This is a genomic window from bacterium, assembly GCA_020444325.1.
Classification (GTDB): domain Bacteria; phylum Bacteroidota; class Ignavibacteria; order SZUA-365; family SZUA-365; genus BM516.
The window spans coordinates 318,163-338,612 of sequence record JAHLLD010000005.1; the positions used below are offsets into that span (position 1 = coordinate 318,163).

Here is a 20,450-nt window from a genome sequence, read left to right on the forward strand (position 1 = left end):
AATCACATCACTTGGTGTCTTCGAGTCCTGGTGACTTTGTGCCCACCAGGATTCTTAAAGTTTCTGCGCGAACTCGTCGAGCAGGGTCTTGAGGCTGGGCTCACCGATTTCCTGCAGTTCATACTGCACGCGGACGGCTTTCTTCTTGAACTTCGCGACGCGCTTGAGATCGATCGGGGTACCGATGACGACGAGGTCACAGGGTACCTTGTTGATCGTGGCGGTGAGATCCTTGATCTGCTGGTCGCCATAGCCCATGGCCGGAAGAAGGACGCCGATTTCCGGATAGATTTCGAAGGTCTTCTTGATGAGTCCGACCGCATACTTGCGGGGGTCGACGATTTCGCCGGCGCCGTACTTTTCAGCGGCAACCGTACCGGCACCGAATTCCATCTCACCGTGGGTGAGTGTGGGACCGTCTTCGACGACGAGCACGCGCTTGCCGGTGATCTGTTCGCCGCGCTCGACGATGAGCGGACTTGCGGCTTCCACGATTTTGGCAGTCGGATTCACGCTGCGGATGTTCTGGCGCAGTTCGAGAACCTCGATCGCGTCGGCACTGTCGATCTTATTGATGATGACCACGTCTGCCATGCGAAGATTGGCTTCGGAGGGGTAGTAGTTGAGTTCATCACCGACACGCAGGGGATCCGCGACGACGATGTTGAGGTCGGGCTTGTAGAACGGCATGTCATTGTTGCCACCATCCCACAGAATCACGTCTGCTTCCTTCTCGGCCTGCTCGAGAATGGCCTCGTAGTCGACACCGGCATAAATGATCGTGCCGTTGACGATATGGGGCTCGTACTCTTCCATCTCCTCGATGGTGCATTTGTGCTTCTTCAGATCGGCGATGGAGCCGAAGCGCTGCACCTTCTGCTTGGCGAGGTCGCCGTACGGCATCGGGTGACGGATGGCTGCGACCTTGAATCCCATGGCCTGCAGGATGTTCGCGACCTTGCGTGTGGTCTGGCTTTTGCCACTGCCGGTACGGACGGCTGTGACCGACACCACAGGCTTCTTGCTAGGGATCATCGTGTCTTTGGCGCTGAGAATCTTGAAGTGGGCACCGGCTGCGGTTGCGCGCGAACCAATGCTCATGACGCGCTCATACGTCACGTCGCTGTATGCAAAGACGACTTCCTGCACGTTATGCTTGACGATGAGCTTCTCGAGGTCGGCTTCGACGACGATGGGAATGCCCTTCGGGTAAAGCTTGCCGGCGAGGGAGGCGGGGTACTTGCGACCGGCGATGTCGGGAATCTGCGCTGCCGTGAAGGCCACAACATTGTACAGGTCATTGTCACGATAGACCAGGTTGAAGTTGTGGAAATCACGGCCGGCGGCACCGACGATGATAGTGTTGATACGATCTTTCTTGGCTGCCATGGATCACTCCATTGATCAGTTAATGAGACAGAGAGAGAGTTATACGGTTTTAAGGACTTTTTCAATGCGTTCGAGCGCCCAGTCAATTTCTTCTTTCGTGATGACGAGCGGCGGCGCGAAGCGGATGATGTTCTCATGCGTTTCCTTGCAGAGAATACCTTCATCCATCAGGGCTTCACAGTAGGGACGTGCTTTCGTGTCGAGAACGAGACCGATCCACAGACCGCGGGCACGGACTTCAGTCACATGCTCGCTGCCGATGGCGAGAAGTTTCTCTGCGAAATATGCACCCAGCTCCGCGGAGCGTTTGATGAGGTTTTCATCTTCGATGACTTCGAGTGCGCGCACGGCGACTGCAGCAGCGAGGGGGTTGCCGCCGAAGGTGGATCCGTGCTCACCCGGTTGGATGACACCGAGAATTTCCTTGTCGGCCAGGATGGCGGAGACCGGGTAGAATCCACCGGACAGTGCCTTGCCTATGATCACGATGTCTGGGCGTACTTCTTCGTAGTAATGCGCGAAGAGTTTTCCGCTGCGTCCGAGTCCCGCCTGGATTTCATCGCAGATAAAGAGAATCTCGCGATCCTTGCAGAGCTGCTCGACAGCCTTGAGATATCCGTCCGGCGGAATGACAACACCGCCTTCGCCCTGGATGGGTTCGATCATGACGGCACAGGTGTTCTCGTTGATCTTCGTCTTGAGGTCTTCGATGTCGCCGTACGCATGCATGGGGAAAGCGGTGTCGCAGTAGGGACCGAAGCCCTTGAAGGACGAAGGGTCATCGGAGAAGCCGACGATCGTGGTCGTGCGGCCATGGAAATTCCCGGATGCGACAACGATTTCCGCCTTGTTCTCGGCAATACCCTTGACGTCATATCCCCAGCGGCGTGCGGTTTTCAGGGCGGTCTCCACCGCTTCCGCACCAGAGTTCATGGGGAGTGACATGTCATAACCCGTCATGTCGTGCAGTTTCTTGTAGAGGAGCGGAAGGCGGTCGTTCCGGAAGGCACGGCTGGTGAGCGTGACCAGTTTTGCCTGCTCGAGAAAGGCATCATAGATGCGAGGGTGGCAGTGACCCTGGTTGACCGCAGAATATGCCGCGAGACAATCGAGGTATTTCTTTCCTTCGACGTCGGTCACCCATGCACCCTGTGCTTCATGGACGACCACATCGAGTGGATGGTAATTGTGCGCTCCGAACTGTTCTTCGATAGCGATGAATTGCTGACTGTTCATGAATTCCTTCCTGCAAGCTAAAGGGTGAAATAATTCGTCAATCGTTGTCGAGAAGCATGGTGAGCAGGGCCATACGCACGTAGAGGCCGTTCTGCGTCTGACGGAAATAGGCTGCGCGGGGATCGTCGTCCACCGCGTGATCGATTTCCACTGACCGCGGCAGCGGATGCATGACGATCGCATCATCGCGCAAACGTTCGATCACGCTGCGGTCGATGTTATACGGCGTCAGGTCAATATCGCGCTGTGCGAGCCGGGCACGGTCGATGCGGGTCTGATACACGACATCTACGTGCGAGAGAATATCACCGCTCTGTGCGGTGCACTCATACGATACGTTGTGCTTGTCGAGATACTCGAGGATGTCTGGTTTAATCTGCATTTCATCCGGCGCGATGAAGTACAGCTTCGTGCGATCGAATTTTCCGAGGAGGTAAGCGAGCGAACGAGCGGTTCGACCCTGATCGAGAGCGCCGATGAGCGCGACAGAGAGTCCGTCAAGCGTTTCACATTCGCGGTAAATGGTATACAGGTCGAGGAGCGCCTGCGTGGGATGCTGACCGCCTTCTCCGTCGCCGGCATTGATGACAGGTACGCCCGAACAGGCTGCAGCGCGCTTCGCGCCGCCTTCCTCATGATGCCTGAGTACGATGACGTCGCAGTAATGCCCGATGATGCGGATGGTGTCTTCGAGCTGCTCGCCTTCGATTTCCGAAGAAAATTCGCGTGCGTGCTCGGTGCTGAGCACGCGTCCGCCGAGGCGATGCATGGCCGATTCGAACGAAAACCGTGTGCGGGTCGAGGGCTTGTAAAACAGCGTGCCCATGATATAGCGCTCGTAATCACGCGTTCCTCCGCGTGCGACGATGCGTTCCATTGTTCGCGTCCGTTCAAAAAGCTGCATGAGCAGGGGAACGGTGAATTGCTGCGATTCAACGACATGCCGGAGATTCATGGATGTGTACTCGCTGTTCTGTTCAACATGCGTGCGCTTCAGGCGGACACAATGCGTGTGCCGTCTTTGCCTTCGATGGCCTCGGTCAGGTATTCGTAGGAAGTGATGATGACTTCCTTTCCTCCGGCGCGCAGGAAGCGCATGGCCGATTCCACTTTCGGTCCCATACTGCCTGCCGGGAATTGTCCTTCATCATAGTACTTCTGCAGTTCATCAACGGTCACGCGATCGAGTCCGCGCTGCGTGTCTTTCTTGAAATCGAGATACACCTGACGTGCATCCGTGCTGATGACGAAGAGATCCACATTCAGCGCGGAGGCGAGCAGTGCGGATGCGCGGTCCTTGTCGATGACGGCCTCCGATCCCTCGATGCGATGACCTTCATGTTCGATCACCGGAATCCCGCCGCCGCCGCAGGCGATGACGATCATTCCTTCTTCAACGAGGTGTTTGATGATGTGCTGCTCAAACACCTCCTGTGGTTCGGGCGAGGGCACGACACGGCGGTACCCACGGGCACTGTCTTCAACGATCTCCCATCCCATGCGGCGTTTTTTCTGCTCCGCCTCCTCCTTCGAATAAAATGGTCCGATGGGTTTGGTCGGATTGCTGAATGCCGGATCGTCGGAGTCTACCCGTACCTGCGTGAGGACTGTGGTTACCGGGGTGGTGAGTCCGACCTGCCGCAGTTCGAACTCCATGGCCCGCTGCAGCAGGTAGCCGATTTCGCTCTGCGTCGTGGCAACACAGACATCGAGAGGGTGTGTGTACACCTCACCGGCCGCGCGTTCGGAGCGCATGAGGGCGGCCCCCACCTGGGGACCATTCCCATGCGTAATGACGATGCGCCAGCCCTGTTTGACCATGGCGGCGAGACTGCGCGCTGTCGCGTGCGCGTTGGCGAGCTGTTCGTCGATGGTGCCGCGCTCACCTGCGCGGATAAGCGAATTCCCGCCGATGGCAATGAGTGCTGTACGGGACATGCGTTCCTCTTATTTCTTCATCAGCTGATACATGACGGCTTTCTGTGCGTGCAGACGATTCTCTGCTTCCGGGAAGACCACGGAATTGGGGGCGTCAATCACGCCGTCGGTCACCTCGTCGCCGCGATGCGCGGGGAGGCAGTGCATGAAGAGGGCATCATTTTTTGCGTGTGCCATCAAATCCTCGTTGACCTGGAACGGGAGGAAAATACGGCGGCGCTCAGCGGCTTCCGCTTCCTGTCCCATCGAGGCCCAGACATCCGTATACACGGCGTCCGCATCCTTTACGCCTTCCACCGGGTCATGCACCACACTGATGGTCGCGCCGGTTGCTTTTGCGTCTTCCGTAGCATCCTGGAACGCGATGAGATTGGGTTCGTAACCGGCGGGACATGCGATAGTGACGTCCATGCCCAGGCGCGCACCGGCGAACATGAGACTGTGGGCGACATTGTTTCCATCGCCGACGTAGCACAGCTTGCGTCCCTTGAAATCACCCTTGTATTCCTTGATGGTCAGGAAGTCTGCCATTGCCTGGCAGGGATGCGTGTAATCGGTGAGTCCGTTGATGATGGGGATCGACGCGAACTCCGCCATATCGATGACGATCTGATGGGCGAAGGTGCGGATCATTATACCCTGCACCATGCGCTCGAGATTTTTAGCCACATCGTATACGGATTCGCGCTTGCCGAGATTGATCTCCGCGGGGGAGAGATACAGCGAGTATCCGCCAAGCTGCTGAATGCCAATGTCGAACGTGGTACGGGTGCGCAGGGAAGGCTTTTCGAAAATCATCGCGAGGGATTCGCCTTTGAGTGCATCCGCATATTTGCTGCGATCAGCTTTCATGTCGAGAGCGATATCAAAGGTGGCAAGGATTTCCTCCTGGCTCATGTCGCGAACGGTAAGAAAATCTTGTGCTTTCACGTGTGCGTACTCCTGTCGGGCACGTCTGTGCCGCGCTTGACTGTGAATCGAAAAAAATATCTGAATGGAAATTGCTGCCGTTGGAAACAGCGAAAAGCGGGGGATTGCAGGTCAGATGGGAGCATCCGTACTGTAATGCTTGAACTGCAGGATCTTGCGGGAACGCGTACTGCAGCGTCCGACAGCCGTTACGCAGCACGCAGGCACGTGCATGCGGTCAGGGAGAGTATGTCGGCTTGAGCACTTGAACATAAGTTCCACACTTTTTTACACTTCCGGCCGGTTACGGCCCTTCCACAAAAATCGCAATCTTCCCACTCCCGAGCAAGGGAAATCGGATAACAAATGCCAGATTCCAGATATCAGATTGCAGATGACAAATTGCAGATGACAAATGGAACAGAATCAGGGATTGCTTCCGGGCTCTTAGCAAAACTCCGGGTACACCTCATGGCAAGCAATCCCTGCTCCTGCCAGGTTTGCTATCTGAGATCTGCAATTTGCAATCTGACATCTGATATCCGTTAGGATTTTGGAGCGGGCTTGATGCTGAGGCCGAGGATGATGCCGAGGGCGACGCTCCAGGCGGCGGCAAGACCGATCTGGTATTCCTTCGGCAGTGCGAAGGTGACGGTGTGCGCCGGGATCCAGAACCAGAGCAGGGTTTTCAGCGCGGTCTCGATGCCGGAGAACGACCACCGACGGAGGATGATATTGTCTTCGACGCGATGGAAATACATCATCTGCGGACCGAAGAAGACATTCGTGAACACGGAAACACTAAATGCCCAGCCAATGCCGTCAGCGAAGAATCCCGGGAGCAGACCATGATCCAGCAGTGCGAGGACGCCGCCTTTCATCATGGTGAAACCGTACTTGATGACAATCCCCAGCAATGCCCAGGCCAGCATTTTCCCGAGCATCTCGAGCGGAGAGTTCGGGAGGCCGACTTTCTTCGTCCTGAGGGTATGCGATATGATTTCGCCCAGCGTCCCGAGAATGCCGAACTGTACGGCGGCGGAAGTGAGCGGCTGTGATGTGACCCAGTTGATGTACCAATCCATTATTGCATCTTCTCTCATGTTATGTACAGGAGATAAAGATAGGGAAGGATGGTACTTCGGAACAAAAGGCAGCCACCCGCCTCCGTCCATGGGCTGCGGCGTGGCAGGCAGATTCCACAGAAAGATTTTCATTGTCTTTCGTGCGAACTATGCCGTTGTGTGGCTCAGTGGTTGTCGATCGGTCCGTCGAAGCTGCCGGTGATATGCATGTACAAATCATCCATGTCGGAGAGCAGCATGTCAAAATACCCACTGACACGCTGATTGACCGTGTCGTAGGTTGTGATGGTGATTGTGCTGCGCCCGTCATCTTTGCTCCAGACGTATGCACCTACGTCGGAGCAGAGGCTGCCGATCCCGGCATTCGGCTCTCGATCATACGATGAACCAAGGTCATAGGTGCCAGTCCCGTGGAAGTCAGGAATGAAACATGAAAACCGATATCGGCCGGCTGCATATCCGGAGATCGTGATGTTGTTGTACCCGGGCGGGGCAAAGATAGAACATGGATACGTATGCCAGTATGGCATTTGGGATGTGGTGTAAGGACCATGGATGGAATTGGTGCTGTCGCAGACCCAGGAAATCTCCGACACCACGGGTTGTTGGATCTGTTGATCCCCGGTGATGCGGATGTAGGATGCTGTGTTCGTCCAGCCATCGAGCTTATAGAAATTCAGTGTGTTCTCTGTCACGACATATATCAGCGTGTCAGGACCACTCAAGCCGCCGGTCCAGAGTATTCTGTTTTTTCCCATACACGGGAGATTTGTCGGGAAGAAGCAACGCTCCTCTGCTATGCCAGGCAGTCCGGTCGACCAGTCCACTCCCAGAGCGCGGCAACTGCCGTCCGCTTCGATGCGAATTCCTTTCGCCGCCATATTCCCCTCATCATCCACCTCTATCCAGTCGCCGACCAGTCGCGCATCGATTCCGGAAGTGGGACAGACAAATTCATCCTCACTATCACATGCGCTGAACGCGATCCCGCAGATCAGCAATACCGACAGCGTTTTGAACATCCTGGTTGATACTGCATATTCCGAACCCATACGCCCCTCCGGCAGTAATGAAACAGATAGAGGACAATATCCTCCCTGACATGCTGCGAAGCAAGTGAAATGCATGTCCATGAATTTGTACCCGGCGCAAGCAGACGATATTTTACTTTCCTTCTGTGCAATCTGTGTTATAATCAGTGAAATCCGTGGTTGCCTCTTCACCGCTGTTACCCTGGAATCCCGCGTGGTCGGAAACGCAGTGGGATCAGTCCCTCAACTCCCGCCTGGATGATCTCACCTTCGACCTCATTGTGGAGGCGCCACACGGCGCGGAGATGAACTGCGCGATCGATGAGACGCTGCTGTATCGTGTCGCAGAGGGAAAACGCGATGCGGTATTCTGGATGTGGGACTGGGACGAGCGTGCCGTCATACTCGGCTCTTACCAGAGCGTGCGATCGGAGTTGGACGAAGAGGTCGCCGCGCGCAATGATTTCAGGTTTGCACGACGTATCAGTGGGGGCGGGGCGATGGTTGTCGAGCCGCAGCGCACGATTACCTATTCACTCATCGTACCGGAATCGGTTGTCGAAGGATTGAGTTTTCGACAATCATTTGCCTTTCTCGATATGTGGGTGCTGCGTGCGCTGCGCAGTATGGGAATCCCTGCGGGATATCGTCCGATCAACGATATCATTTCCCCAACTGCCAAGATCGGGGGGGCTGCACAGTGCCGGAGACGCCGCACGGTGCTGCATCATGTGACCATGGCGTATGCGATGGACGGTGCGTTGATGTGGGATCTGCTGCGTCTCGAGAAACCGAAATTCACCGACAAATCCGTCGCGAGCGCAGTGAAGAAAGTTTCGCCTCTTGAGGAATTCACAGCACTCCCGCATCCCGCATTCAGAGAGCAGCTTGCCGCAGCGTTCGCGGGGATGTATCGCTGCCGTCCTTCTGCGGTCACATCCGAAGAATGGGCTGATACAGAAGCGCGGATGGCGAATAAATTCGCCACCCGCGACTGGAGATATCGAGTAGAGTAGGATACGGACCCCGCCGTGTTACACGGCGTCGCCCGATTCCTCTTTGTCCCACAATGCGCGCGGCAGTACAATGCGCTTCATGCATTCGAACGCACTGAGCTGTGGATCGAGGCGCCGCTCAATCCAGGCATAAATCGTGGGAAGAACAAGCAGTGTCAGCAGTGTGGAGGTGATCAGTCCGCCGATAACCACAGTGGCGAGGGGACGCTGCACTTCGCTGCCCTGCGTGGTATTCAGTGCCATGGGAATGAAGCCGAGGGAAGCGACGAGTGCTGTCATGAGTACGGGACGCAGACGATCGACCGCGCCATCCACAACGGCGTCATTGAGTTTTGCACCTTCCCGACGTTTGTGGTTCAGATGCTCGATAAGCACAACACCGTTGAGTACTGCGACACCGAACAGGGCAATGAAACCGATGGCGCTGGTGACGGAAATGTTGAGTCCGCGAATCCAGAGCAGCAGAATTCCTCCCGACAGCGCAAAGGGCAGGTTTGTCAGGATGAGCAGGGAGTTGCGCAGATTACCGAACATGGTAAACAGCAGAAGATAGATGATCAGCAATGCGAGGGGCACCACCAGGTACAGTCGCGACATTGCGCGCTGCTGATTTTCAAACTGTCCACCGTACTGCAGATAATATCCGGCGGGCAGGGCGATCTGCCTGTCAATGCCTGACTGCAATTCCTCGACATAGCTGCCGACATCGCGATCACTGAGGTTGATACCGACGACCATACGCCGCTGACTCTGTTCGCGGCTGATTTGAACGGGTCCTTCAACGGCATCGATCTCGGCGAGCTGCGAGAGCGGAAGTCGTCCGCCGTCCGGCAGCGAGACGAGCAGATTGCGGATTGCACTGATATCGTTTCGACTCTGCTGATCATAGCGAACAACCACATCCACGCGCCGGGTGCCTTCATATACCTCGGTGGCCGCGCGTCCACCAATGGCGGTTTCTATCACATTCTGCACGTCCGCGACGTTCAGACCGTAGCGTGCGATTTTCTTGCGATTGATTCGGATATCGAGATAGGTCTGTCCCGACACCTGCTCCACCATCACGCTTCCCGTGCCGCGGATATTCTGCACCATGCGCTCGATCTCTGCGGCCTTGGCGCGAAGCACGTCATAGTCTTCCCCGAAGATTTTCACGGCGACATCGCTTTTGACACCGGCGACGAGCTCGTCCACCCGCATCGCGATAGGCTGGGTAAAGCCGTAGTTGATGTCGGGATAGCGCGAAACGATAGCCTCGAGTTCTTTCTCGATATCATCTTTCTCATAGCCATCCCGCCATTCGTCGCGGGATTTGAGCATGACAAAGGCATCGGTCTCATGCAGTCCCATATAATCATTCGCGAGATCCGGGCGACCTGTTTTGAACACCACGGTGCGCACTTCAGGAATGCGCATGATTTCCTTCTGGATGGCTTTCCCCTGCTCCACGCTTTCGCTGAGCGCGACGCTCGGCAGACGCTTGATCTCGATCAGGAAGCTGCCTTCGTCGAGCGCGGGCAGGAACTCACTGCCCATGAACGGCACGAGGGAGAGGGAGAAGGTCAGGACGATGACCGCGGCGACGACAGTTTTGCCCGTGTTGTGCAGCGACCAGTTGAGTGTGCGTCGGTAGCGCGGGGCGAGCCAGCGGATGACGGGGTTTTCTTTCGGTTTCTTCGTCAGCTTCAGAAAGAAGGTGGAGACAACTGGGACGAAGGTGAATATCAGAATCAGGGAACCCAGGATGGCGAAACCGACCGCGTATGCCATCGGGGCGAACATCTTGCCCTCCATGCCTTCGAAGGTCAGAATGGGCACATACACCATGATGATGATGATGACACCGAAGGTAATGGGACGTGCAACCTCTTTGGCACTGTCACCGATGAGCTGGATGCGGTCTTTCCCTTCATTCTTTTTATCCCGGAGATGCCGCACGAAGTTGTCAACAAGGACCACCGCGCCGTCAACAATCATACCGAAATCGAGTGCACCGAGACTCATCAGGTTTGCGGAGAGCCCCAACTGGTCCATGCCAATAAAGGTGAAAAGCATCGACAGCGGGATGACGAGCGCGACGATCAGCGCGGCCCTCCAGTTGCCGAGGAAAAAGAAGAGCACGGCGATGACCAGGATGCCGCCTTCGATCAGGTTCGTTTGCACCGTGTGGATGGTGTTGTTTACCAGTTCGGTCTGATCATAGAACGAGCGGACATGCACGCCGGGGGGAAGGGACTTGTTGACTTCCTTCACTTTCTCCTTGATGCGGAGAATGACCTCGCGGCTGTTTTCCCCCTTGAGCATCATGATGATGCCGGTGACCACCTCGCCTTTGTCATCCTGCGTGACCGCGCCGGCCCGAATTTCGGGTCCTACTACGATACTGCCCACCTGGCGGATGAAGACAGGGATGTTGTTCACGGTCTTCACGACGATATCGCCGAGTTCGGCGGGCTGTGTAACGAGTCCCATACCACGGATGATGAAGGCTTCCCCGTTCTTTTCGAGGAAGGAGCCGCCTGCTACCGCGTTGTTGTTTTCCACCGCGGCAAAGACGTCCTCCACGGTGAGGTCGTAGGTGCGAAGTCTGTCGGGGTTGAGAAGCACCTGGTATTGTTTGACGAAGCCGCCGAAGCTGTTGACCTCGGTGACGCCGGGAATGGTTTTCAGCTGTGGCTTGATAATCCATTCCTGCATCGTGCGCAGTTCCATCGGGATGTATCCCTCACCCTCGACCACATACTGGTAGATCTCTCCGAGTGCGGTCGAGACGGGCCCGAGCACGGGTTGTTTCACGCCGGCGGGAAGTTCCGAACGTATGTTCGAGAGTCGTTCCGATATCAGCTGCCGTGCGAAGTACGTATCGACATCGTCTTCAAATACGACGGTGACGACGCTCAAACCATATTTCGAGATAGAGCGTACTTCCATGACATCGGGGATACCGTTCATGGCATTTTCAATGGGGAAGGTGACCAGTCGCTCGACTTCCACCGGTGAAATGTTGGTCGCTTCCGTGATGACCTGCACCTGGTTGTTCGTGACATCCGGGAAGGCATCGATGGGGATATCCTGCAATGAATAGATACCGACCCCGACGACGGTAAGGACAAAGCCTATGACGAAGAGGCGGTTTTTGAGGACGAAATCAATGATGCGCGCACTCATGGGCTATCCTCACTCCTCTTCCGGTGCGAGGGCGAGTTTGTAGCGCGACTTCAGATGGAAGACGCCGCCGCTTACGACACGGTCGCCTGCGGCGACACCATTGAGGATTTCAACCCTGTCGTCGAATTCACGTCCGGTCTCCACGCGGCGATAGGTGAAGCGGTCCGCATCGAGAGCAATGAAGATGCTGCGGTCGCTGCCGTCATAGACGATGGAGGAGAGGGGGACGGTTAGGACGCTGTCACGTGCCGTGGTCAGAATGTCGAGGCGGCCATAGACATTGGGCTTGAGCATTCCGGAAGAGTTGGGAACGGTGCAACGTACGGGAAGCGCATGCGATGCGTCATCGACCGTCGGTGCGATATAGGTGATGCTGCCTTCGAAGCGTTTTCCAGGTATGGCCTCGGAGACGAACACAGCCTTCTGCTGCGGTCCGAGGAGCTGGAAATTATCCTCAAATACGCTGCCTTCGATCAGTGCCGACTCGGTGCCGAGGATGTTGAACAGCACCACGCCGGGCGATACCGGTTGTCCGATGGAGGCGGTGCGCGAGCTGACAACCCCTGCGATCGGGGCGCGCAGTTTGAGCACGGGTTCGAACTGTTCCGGCTGCTCGCGGAGTTCCTTGATATCGTTCGCTGTCATCCCCGCGGCGCGCAGGCGCTGCAGAGCGGCAGCGGCCTCGGCACGAGCACTCTGGAGAGCATGTTCACTTTCCTGCAGCTGTTTCTGCGAGGCTGCATCGCTTTTGTTCAGTGAGCGCAGGCGGGATGCGGCCGCCTCTGCTGTACGCTTTGCGGATTCGGAACGAAGCAGATCGGCGATCATATCCCCGAGTTGCATACTGACCATGACGGCGAGTACCTGTCCTTTCGCCACCCGCTGTCCCTGTCGTGCCAGGACGCGCTCCATCCGTCCATCAATGAGTGCTGTGACTGCTGCGGAACGGTCCGGGTCTTCAATGACGCGGGCCGGTACGGATATGGTTTTTTCTGCCTCCCTGAGTTCGACATCGCTGAACATCAGGTCCATTGCGGCGACTTCTTCCGCTGTCAGTGTCAGCGATGCCGCTGCTTCCGCTGCGGCCTCGCCTGCGGGGGACGCACTCTCGGCGGCGTTCTCCGGCCGATCCGGAGTTGCGCATGATATCAGGAGGAGAAAGGGAAGGGTTAGAATAAGGTGCTTCATGTGTCAATCCAGAACATACTCATTGTAATACTGTTCATATCGTGCAATTGCAGCATACACTGCGGCGAGGGCGTCATAGTACCCGAGACGGATTTCGTTCGCTGACCGTCTGCCATCGATGTATTCCATGTATCCGATTTCGCCGTTCGCGTATCCGCTTTCGGCGGCTGCCGCGATCACCGTGGCTTCGCTGCGCAATTCATTTTCATAGGCCTGAAAGTGGGTAAGTGCCGTCTGCAGATTCTCGCGCACATGCTCACGTTGCGTATGCAGTCGCAGACGGCCGAGCGTGTACTCCTCCTCTGCCATGCGCCTCACAGCCTGGTGTTCCTCGATGGAGCCACGTGTATCGAGGAGGAACCAGAGAGGAATGGAAGCTGTCAGTTCCGCGCCCCAGTGTCTGCCGATATCCGCAAAGTCCTGCTCTATATAGGCGATCTCGAAGCGTGGCAGGAATTCCATCCAGCGCCATGAGGCATTTGCTCGCATGGCGTCCCGCTGTTCACGCAGTCGTGCCAGCATCGGGGAGGATTCGGCATCCGGCGCGGCAGCTGCACCGTCACGGACTTTCGCGAGCAGAGCAGGGAGATCGAGGGGTCGCAGACTGTCGGCCGGAGACTGTGCACGAATGCTGCCGAGGTCGAACAGTCCACCACCGGCTTCATACAGCCTGCGGGCTGCATCGCGGAGCGCGAGCTCCGCTTGCGCGAGGGCCACCCGAGACGTAGCGGCTTCCGCACGCGCGCGGGATGATTCAAGTGCACTGCTTTCACCTTCGGTATGCCGCAACGCGGCCTTGCGTGCGAATTCTTCGGTGAGGGTGGTGTTTTCCTTCTGCAGCGTAAGCTGCTGCCAGCTTGCATACCATGCAGCATAGCTTGCAATGAGCGAGGCACGGACCTCCATGCGGACCACGGAAATCTGCTGTTCCGATGCACGTTGGAGATGCGCATCCATTCCCCCGCGGGCTCCGATCAGTAACGGGAGGTCGAACTCCTGGCTCACCTGCCATTCGCGGAGAGCACCGGTTCCGAGACTGCCTGCCCGAGGAATCTCTTCTTCATGGAAGGTCAGTGCGGGAGAAGAGGGACTCCAGCCCTGCAGCTTGCGACCGTGATACATATCGACTTTTGCCTGCGCGGAAACGACACGCGGATGCTCGTCGATGCGCGCAAGCATGTCCGCCAGTCTGAGCTGTGCCCGACCGGTAATCGTGCCACCGAGAAAGAGAAACGTGAGAAAGAGGAGACGATATTTCATACCTAAAATCAACTTTGCTTATATGGAACCCGGGGTATTGCGAGGCAGCGTCTTACAGAACCCTGCTTCGCGAAGCAATTGCCCGGGGTTAATTAGGATGCGACAGGTCCTACTAAGGATTCTTTATGCAGCGCAGCGGTACTCCTGTGCCATTCGTATGCGGTCGTGGTGCTTGTTCAGAGCGGCATCACAGCTTTGACGAAGATGCCTTGAGATTTCCACCGGACGTTACTGAGATCAAACCAGTGATTATCTCTGAGGTCTCGGAAGCCCAGCTCAATAGCCCTTCCGTCCTCAGAAGTAAGCGCCAGTCCAACCGTAAAGTTCCAGCCCAGACGATAAACGTCATCCTTCGAGGAATAGCCGGGATAGGTTTCGTCAAGGCTCGCGGCCACATGAAAACCAAAACCAATGAAACCGGAAAGAGGGCTGTTCTCAAGTCCATACGGTCGCCCATGCATGACGTACTCAACAGGCACCAGCAGGGATGTGCTCGTAAAGCGGAGTGGCGCGTCGTTACCCCATGCCTGCGCTTCATATCTGCAGTACGCAACGCCAATTTCGAGTGCGCCGCGACTTGTTTCATTTTCATACAGCGTGCAGCGGATTTGCAGCCAGGGATCGAGAGAGGCGATGCTCGATCCCAAGGGATCATATCCACGGGCGTTGCCAAGCTGTGTCGATTCGAAATTGATCGTAGAGCTGGCAAACCAGCGTTGGCCTTCATCTGTATTGTCCTGCGCATGAACAGTTGACGAAAAACTGACGATCAGCATAAGAACAAGCAGATGACGTCCCATAAGCCCTCCGAATACATCTGGTTACGGATAATACTGTCGGAATATATAAACCTTCGGGGCCTGATCAAAGTAGTTGCTGCGTGGGAGGGAGGAAATGCCACGGCGGAGTCGGAATTATGCAGAAACTGCATATCTGACGCATCAGAAATATGCAGAAACTGCATAAGCACAGAGCTGAGAATATGCAGAAACTGCATAATTGCGGTAGAATCCGTGTGGAAGGGGGGAAAATGTCGCCCCCACTTGACATCCTCCTAATGGTTTCGTATAGTTACTAAAAAATTAGTAGCCACTGGAGATCACATGGCACGGAAAAAGCATGAATTATCAGCTGCGGAGTGGGAACTCATGCAGGAGGTCTGGGAGAAGGGAAAAGCTGTGACCGTACGGGAAGTGCTCGAAAGCGCATATCCCAACGATGAGAAAGCGTACACTACGGTACAGACGCTCATGAATATCCTGGTGGAGAAAGGATTTCTCCGCAGGAAGAAGATGGGGCTCGTGAATCAGTATAGTGCAGCTGTTGCGAGGGACAGGGTGCTGGATGCAGGGGTGACGCAGGCGGCGGAACGCATGTTCAGTGGCTCGTTCGGCGCGATGGCCTCGTTTCTGGTCAGTAACCGCAAACTCAGTGATGCCGATATCCGGGTGTTGCGTGAACTCATTGACGCGCATGACGCAGAGGAGGAAGCACAATGAACGCCTTGCTGGATTATGTGAATGCAAACGCACTGAACATGCTGAACCTGTGGCTGACCATGCAGTTTCAGACGGGTCTGTTCATCGTGGTCATTTTTCTGCTGGATCTCGGTCTGCGCAACGCCGGTCCGAAAGTGCGCTACCTGCTGTGGATCTCCGCGCTGGTGAAATCGGTTATTCCGCCGATTTATTTCGATCTGTTCAGCGGTAAGGCGCCGGTCACCGGGTTCTTTGCGCTGCCCGCAGCCGTTGTCAGTGCGGTGGCACCAGGAACAGTGGAGCGCATATCCGCGCCGACGATCATCGTTGCCGCACTGTTTCTGGCATTTATCGTATTCACCGTCTTCGTCCTTCAGCGATCATGGAAACTGCGAAGGAGGCTCATGAACGCCGATCCCCTTCTGCATGATGCATGGGATGAGGGACCTCGCGTGTACGTTTCCTCCCGCATCCCGACACCGCTCGCAATCGGCATTCTGCGTCCCCGCATCTATGTGACACAGGAAATCGCCACCGCGTCACGGGAGGTCCTGCATGCCGTACTGCATCACGAGCACGCGCATATCCGCCGCCGGGATGGCGTCCTGGTGCTGCTGCAGACGCTGGTGCAGATGTTCTATCTCCTGAATCCGCTCGTCTGGCTCATGAACATTCGTCTTTTCCGTTATCGCGAGCAGATCTGCGACGAGCAGGCGCTCGAGCGAACCGGAACGCGCGCCGTGGATTACGGCAGACTGCTGCTGCGTTTCGCAGAAGCGGAACCGGCTCGTATTGTGCAGACGGGAACCTGCTTTTTCGAAACCCGCCGCGGCTTCGCAGCGCGTATCTCACATCTGTTCAAATCGCGGGAGGAAAAAAACATGAAGCGTCTGCACCGAGTTGCCGTTGGAGCCTGCATCCTTCTGATACTCCCTCTGTCGTGGCAGTGCAGCGAGGAAACCGTCTCGTACAGAGAAATCAACAAGGTTTCCTATGAGGATAAACAGGCGATCGATGAGTCGGGCGACAGCCTCTCGCTGCGGCTCGGTGATCCATTGTCCTCGACCGCGACGTATAAAAAAGAGGGAAAATGGAAGACGGGCGCGGGTGCGAAAATCGTTGGCGGACTCAAAGCGCTCTCCAGCCATGTCATCTACCCGGAAGAAGCATTGAAACAGAACCTTGAAGGGGCGGTGGTGGTCCAGGCTAAAATCGTCCGTGACGGCAAACCGGTTTATGCCGAAGTCATTGCCTCGGCACATCCACTGCTCGACGAGGCAGCGAAGAAGGCGGTTATGGAAACGGATTTCAAGGTTGCACATCGCAATGGTAAACCGATCGAGTCCATGATTGCCGTACCCATCCGCTTCCGTCTCAATACAAAGCCGCCGGATGACAAATAGCGTTGGAGCCGGGATTGCTTCCCGTGAGGTGTTCACGGATGCCTGCTGTCACTGCGGAAGCAATCCCGGATCGAAAGATTGAACAATGGAAAGATGGAATAATGGAAAATGGAAACATCCCAGCGCACGGACATCATTCCATTATTCCATCTTTGCATGGCAAAACATTAAGGAGTGAAGCAATGAAAAGAGCGATATTGACGATGTTTGTGCTTCTGCTGCCTGCACTGCTGCAGGCGCAGAATACGGATGAGGCAGACCGTTCACAGTACTTTGATACGGTAGAAGAGCCGCCGACAATTGTGGGCGGAATTTCCGCTCTGGCCAAAAACATCACGTACCCGAAAGAAGCCCATGAGGCGGGGATCGAGGGAACGGTGATTGTCGAGGTGCTCGTGAGTGAACAGGGAAAGGTCGATGACTGTAAGGTGAAACGGAGCCCGAATGACCTTCTGAGCGAAGCGGCATTGAAGGCGATGCGGGAAGTGACCTTCAATCCCGGACGGAGCGCAGACAAGCCGGTCAAGTGTATCGTCTTCGTGCCGGTGAAATTCAAACTTGCCCCGAAGAAAGAGGACGTTGACGACAAGTAACCGGCAATAGTGCGCCGACAGGCGGTGGTCAGGAACCTGTCCTGCCCCTAAGGCTCGCGGAGTGTCGTTCCTGTTGTCAGGACTTTCCGAGTCCGAAAGTTTTCACCATTTCCCAGACCAGGGATGGCTGATGCCGCAGTGCGGTACGGAATACTCCCCAGATCGTACGTTTTTCCGGCTTCAGTTTGAGGACGTTGACTGCGATGTCATCGAGCGCCGTGTCCGGGAATTTGTAGACGGCGGATTTCATGTTGTGATACGTCCGATGTTTTGCGCCGATCTCCTTTTCCCATTGCCGGGGGTATTCCTGCAGTAGCGAAAGATCATCATGCTGCAACGCCTTCGCGATGGCCTCGCCAGCCATTTTCCCACCAAACATGCCACTGGTAATGCCGCCGCCGGACATCGGATTGACCTGATGGGCGGCATCGCCGATAAGCAGCAGATTTTCCCTCACAAGCGTATCGACCGTCACGGCGCAGGGAACGCCTCCAGCCACGGTAGTGAGCACGCCGGCCCCGGGGAAGCGCTGTGCGATGAAATCCTGCAGATATCTTATCGCCGCACGCTTTTTCGAAGCCATGCCGCTGATTCCCACACCGACATTGGCCATGCCGTTGCCTTTCGGAAAGACCCAGAGGTAGCCCATCGGAGCAGTGTCATTGCCGAAATAAAACTCACAGGTGTCGTCGGCGAGATCGATGTTCGAAACTGTCATCTGCGCGCAGGTCTCCATATCGCGCATATGTGTCGTCGTATCGATACCCGCCCATTTCCCCACGCGCGATTCCACGCCGTCAGCACCGACGATAATGCGTCCCCGCAACTCACGTGGCTCGCCGCGCCAGCGCAGCCGTACGCCATCCCAACCCTTGTCAGCCGGGAGCAATCCTTCAACATAGCTTTTCGTATGTACCTCCGCTCCTGCTTTCACGGCGAGGCGTGCGAGGTCGTAGTCGAAGATGCGGCGTTCGAGTACGTAGCCGTATCCCCCCAGATCGGGTTCGACGGTATGCCCGGACGGAGAGATGAGGCGAAAGTGTTTTATGGTCGACGCGATCCACCGGGGATCGATATCGACGATCTTCTCGAGGCTCCGGTTGCTGACGGCTTCCCCGCAGCGAACAGGCATGCCCACATCCCGATCCTTCTCGAGAACGACCACTGAAGCTCCATGTGCCGCCGCGAAACGTGCGCAGGTTGTTCCTGCTGGACCGGCACCGACAATGATGACGTCATACTGCTCTTTCATGTCTCGGCCGGTGACTTCTTCACGGGTTTGTTGAATACGAGTACTTCGAAGGGACAGACCCACACGCATTTGGCGCAGTTGGTGCAGCGTTCTTCGATAATGCTGATGTGGGCTTCCTGCAGTTCGATGGCGTCTTCGGGACAAACACCAACGCAGCAGCCACAGAAATCACAGCTGTTGGGTTTGATATCTATCAGTAGCAAGGATCATCCTTTCGCATAAAAAAAAAGGAAGCGCATTACTGCGCTTCCTCAATTTCCAGATTCCCTCTCCCAAAGGCAAGCTTAGCGGACCACCTGCATCCTGAGATGACGAATTTCCGCGCTGCCTGAGGCGGCGTTTTCCGCGATCATGGTGACAATGTAGCTGCCGGCTGCGATGTGCAGGGGCTGCCAGTTCACAGCGTAGGAACCTGCCGCGCGGTGCTCATCGAGAAGTGTCGCGATTTCCTGTCCCAGCAGATTACTCACACTGATGCGAACGTTGCTGTCTTCTGCGACATCATAGCCCACTGTCGTACCGTTGCCGAGCGAGAGTGAAAGCGGGTTGGGGTAGTTCTGATGCAGTGCGTAGGCATTCGGCCGGAGGCTGAAATTGACGATAGCTTCTGGACTGTATTCTGTTGTTCCGTCGAAATCTTCCTGACGCAGGCGATACTTGTAAATTCCATCACCCGGAAGATCATTATTGAGAGCAAGGTACTGGCGTTGTGCGTACGTCGTCCCTGCACCTTTCACAAAGCCCACAGTTTTCCATTCGGAAGGACCTTCTGAAATCGGGTCGAGCCGTTCAATATGGAAGCCGTAGTTATTGGTTTCGCTGGCTGTCACCCATTTCAATGCGACGGCTTCACCCTGCTGTGCGGCGGTGAAGGAAGTCAGTTCAACGGGAACCCAGGTAAGACACTGAGGTTGCGCATCGAAATTTTGCTGCTGCGCAACGCCTGCTTCAAAGAAATAGGTCAGAGCGCCCGTCGAGGTGTTTCCCCAGACGCACACAGATATCGGAGGCGGAGGGGAGGTTTTCGGAACGAAATTGAAATGACAGAGCGTCGGGGGATTATTTTTCAGTATCGGTGCCGACCCGAAGGTTGGATGATATTCGGAATACAACGTGACATCCGGATTGATGCCGTTACTGTCCCAGTCAGGAATACTGCCATCATCAAACCCGGACGACTGGAAGTGTTTGTTCGTGATCGGATTCGTGGGATCCATACCCAGCTCGCTGGGGTTGTAGCTGAGTGCCACAGATACCGCCTCGATGTTCATGATGGTCATTGCAGGCTTCATGATCGCTTTCACTTCCCATTTCGAGGAAGAAGCAGTCACTGTCTGCAACTCGAGGATAGTGCTCTGCGCGCTGCTCTGCAACGGGGAGGATACGAATAGCACGAAAGCTGTAAGGAGAAACAATTTCTTCATAGAACGTCCAGGAAAAGAATGATAAGCGTAGTTCTCGTCGTTACATAATACTCAATTTCACGGCAGAAATTCAAGGGATT

General features: G+C 55.8%; 18 protein-coding genes. 4 read left to right on the forward strand and 14 right to left on the reverse strand.

What is annotated here, in order from left to right; translation table 11 throughout:
- Positions 1–54: 54 nt before the first annotated feature.
- From KQI65_09345 to KQI65_09375, 7 genes are all read right to left on the reverse strand, one after another.
- Positions 55–1,389 (reverse strand): cyclic 2,3-diphosphoglycerate synthase, encoded by a 1,335-nt coding sequence (locus KQI65_09345; GenBank protein ID MCB2204944.1) that lies wholly within the window; start codon positions 1,387–1,389, stop codon positions 55–57.
- Positions 1,390–1,428: 39 nt separating this feature from the next.
- Complete coding sequence (gene rocD, locus KQI65_09350) at positions 1,429–2,625, reverse strand: ornithine--oxo-acid transaminase (protein ID MCB2204945.1); 1,197 nt, start codon at positions 2,623–2,625, stop codon at positions 1,429–1,431.
- A gap of 37 nt (positions 2,626–2,662) precedes the next feature.
- A complete protein-coding gene (pyrB, locus tag KQI65_09355) occupies positions 2,663–3,580 on the reverse strand; it encodes an aspartate carbamoyltransferase (protein ID MCB2204946.1) in 918 nt (305 codons plus the stop codon).
- 38 nt (positions 3,581–3,618) lie between these two features.
- Positions 3,619–4,563, reverse strand: a complete 945-nt coding sequence (arcC, locus tag KQI65_09360) for a carbamate kinase (protein ID MCB2204947.1) — start codon at positions 4,561–4,563, stop codon at positions 3,619–3,621.
- Positions 4,564–4,572: 9 nt separating this feature from the next.
- Complete coding sequence (argF, locus tag KQI65_09365; protein ID MCB2204948.1) at positions 4,573–5,493, reverse strand: ornithine carbamoyltransferase; 921 nt, start codon at positions 5,491–5,493, stop codon at positions 4,573–4,575.
- A gap of 524 nt (positions 5,494–6,017) precedes the next feature.
- Complete coding sequence (locus KQI65_09370) at positions 6,018–6,557, reverse strand: hypothetical protein (GenBank protein ID MCB2204949.1); 540 nt, start codon at positions 6,555–6,557, stop codon at positions 6,018–6,020.
- A gap of 164 nt (positions 6,558–6,721) precedes the next feature.
- Entirely contained in the window at positions 6,722–7,609 is an 888-nt protein-coding gene (locus KQI65_09375; GenBank protein MCB2204950.1) for a hypothetical protein, read from the reverse strand.
- 155 nt (positions 7,610–7,764) lie between these two features.
- On the opposite strand from KQI65_09375, the gene KQI65_09380 reads away from it, so the two are divergent.
- Entirely contained in the window at positions 7,765–8,604 is an 840-nt protein-coding gene (locus KQI65_09380; protein ID MCB2204951.1) for a lipoate--protein ligase family protein, read from the forward strand.
- 18 nt (positions 8,605–8,622) lie between these two features.
- Here the strand turns inward: KQI65_09380 and KQI65_09385 are convergent, their stop codons facing one another.
- From KQI65_09385 to KQI65_09400, 4 genes are all read right to left on the reverse strand, one after another.
- Positions 8,623–11,772: a CusA/CzcA family heavy metal efflux RND transporter gene (locus tag KQI65_09385; protein ID MCB2204952.1), complete on the reverse strand. Its 3,150-nt coding sequence runs from the start codon at positions 11,770–11,772 to the stop codon at positions 8,623–8,625.
- Between the two features lie 9 nt (positions 11,773–11,781).
- Positions 11,782–12,960 carry an efflux RND transporter periplasmic adaptor subunit gene (locus tag KQI65_09390; GenBank protein MCB2204953.1) on the reverse strand — a complete coding sequence of 393 codons (1,179 nt, stop codon included), beginning with the start codon at positions 12,958–12,960 and terminating at the stop codon, positions 11,782–11,784.
- Positions 12,961–12,963: 3 nt separating this feature from the next.
- Positions 12,964–14,220 carry a TolC family protein gene (locus KQI65_09395; protein MCB2204954.1) on the reverse strand — a complete coding sequence of 419 codons (1,257 nt, stop codon included), beginning with the start codon at positions 14,218–14,220 and terminating at the stop codon, positions 12,964–12,966.
- Positions 14,221–14,396: 176 nt separating this feature from the next.
- Positions 14,397–15,020, reverse strand: coding sequence for a hypothetical protein (locus KQI65_09400; GenBank protein MCB2204955.1), 624 nt, complete (start codon positions 15,018–15,020; stop codon positions 14,397–14,399).
- A gap of 303 nt (positions 15,021–15,323) precedes the next feature.
- Here KQI65_09400 and KQI65_09405 point away from each other — a divergent pair, with 303 nt between their 5' ends.
- The 3 genes from KQI65_09405 to KQI65_09415 all read left to right on the forward strand — a co-directional run bounded on the left by KQI65_09405 (position 15,324) and on the right by KQI65_09415 (position 17,694).
- Entirely contained in the window at positions 15,324–15,719 is a 396-nt protein-coding gene (locus KQI65_09405) for a BlaI/MecI/CopY family transcriptional regulator (protein ID MCB2204956.1), read from the forward strand.
- Positions 15,716–17,101, forward strand: a complete 1,386-nt coding sequence (locus tag KQI65_09410; GenBank protein MCB2204957.1) for a M56 family metallopeptidase — start codon at positions 15,716–15,718, stop codon at positions 17,099–17,101. Before KQI65_09405 ends, KQI65_09410 begins: the two co-directional genes overlap by 4 nt.
- Before the next feature lie 182 nt (positions 17,102–17,283).
- A complete protein-coding gene (locus tag KQI65_09415; protein ID MCB2204958.1) occupies positions 17,284–17,694 on the forward strand; it encodes an energy transducer TonB in 411 nt (136 codons plus the stop codon).
- Between the two features lie 76 nt (positions 17,695–17,770).
- Here KQI65_09415 and KQI65_09420 read toward each other — a convergent pair whose 3' ends face one another.
- The 3 genes from KQI65_09420 to KQI65_09430 all read right to left on the reverse strand — a co-directional run bounded on the left by KQI65_09420 (position 17,771) and on the right by KQI65_09430 (position 20,370).
- The gene (locus KQI65_09420) at positions 17,771–18,946 is read right to left on the reverse strand and encodes an NAD(P)/FAD-dependent oxidoreductase (protein ID MCB2204959.1); all 1,176 of its coding nucleotides are present in this window, start codon (positions 18,944–18,946) and stop codon (positions 17,771–17,773) included.
- Positions 18,943–19,143 (reverse strand): 4Fe-4S binding protein, encoded by a 201-nt coding sequence (locus KQI65_09425; GenBank protein MCB2204960.1) that lies wholly within the window; start codon positions 19,141–19,143, stop codon positions 18,943–18,945. Before KQI65_09425 ends, KQI65_09420 begins: the two co-directional genes overlap by 4 nt.
- An 87-nt stretch (positions 19,144–19,230) precedes the next feature.
- The gene (locus KQI65_09430) at positions 19,231–20,370 is read right to left on the reverse strand and encodes a hypothetical protein (protein MCB2204961.1); all 1,140 of its coding nucleotides are present in this window, start codon (positions 20,368–20,370) and stop codon (positions 19,231–19,233) included.
- Positions 20,371–20,450: the final 80 nt, after the last annotated feature.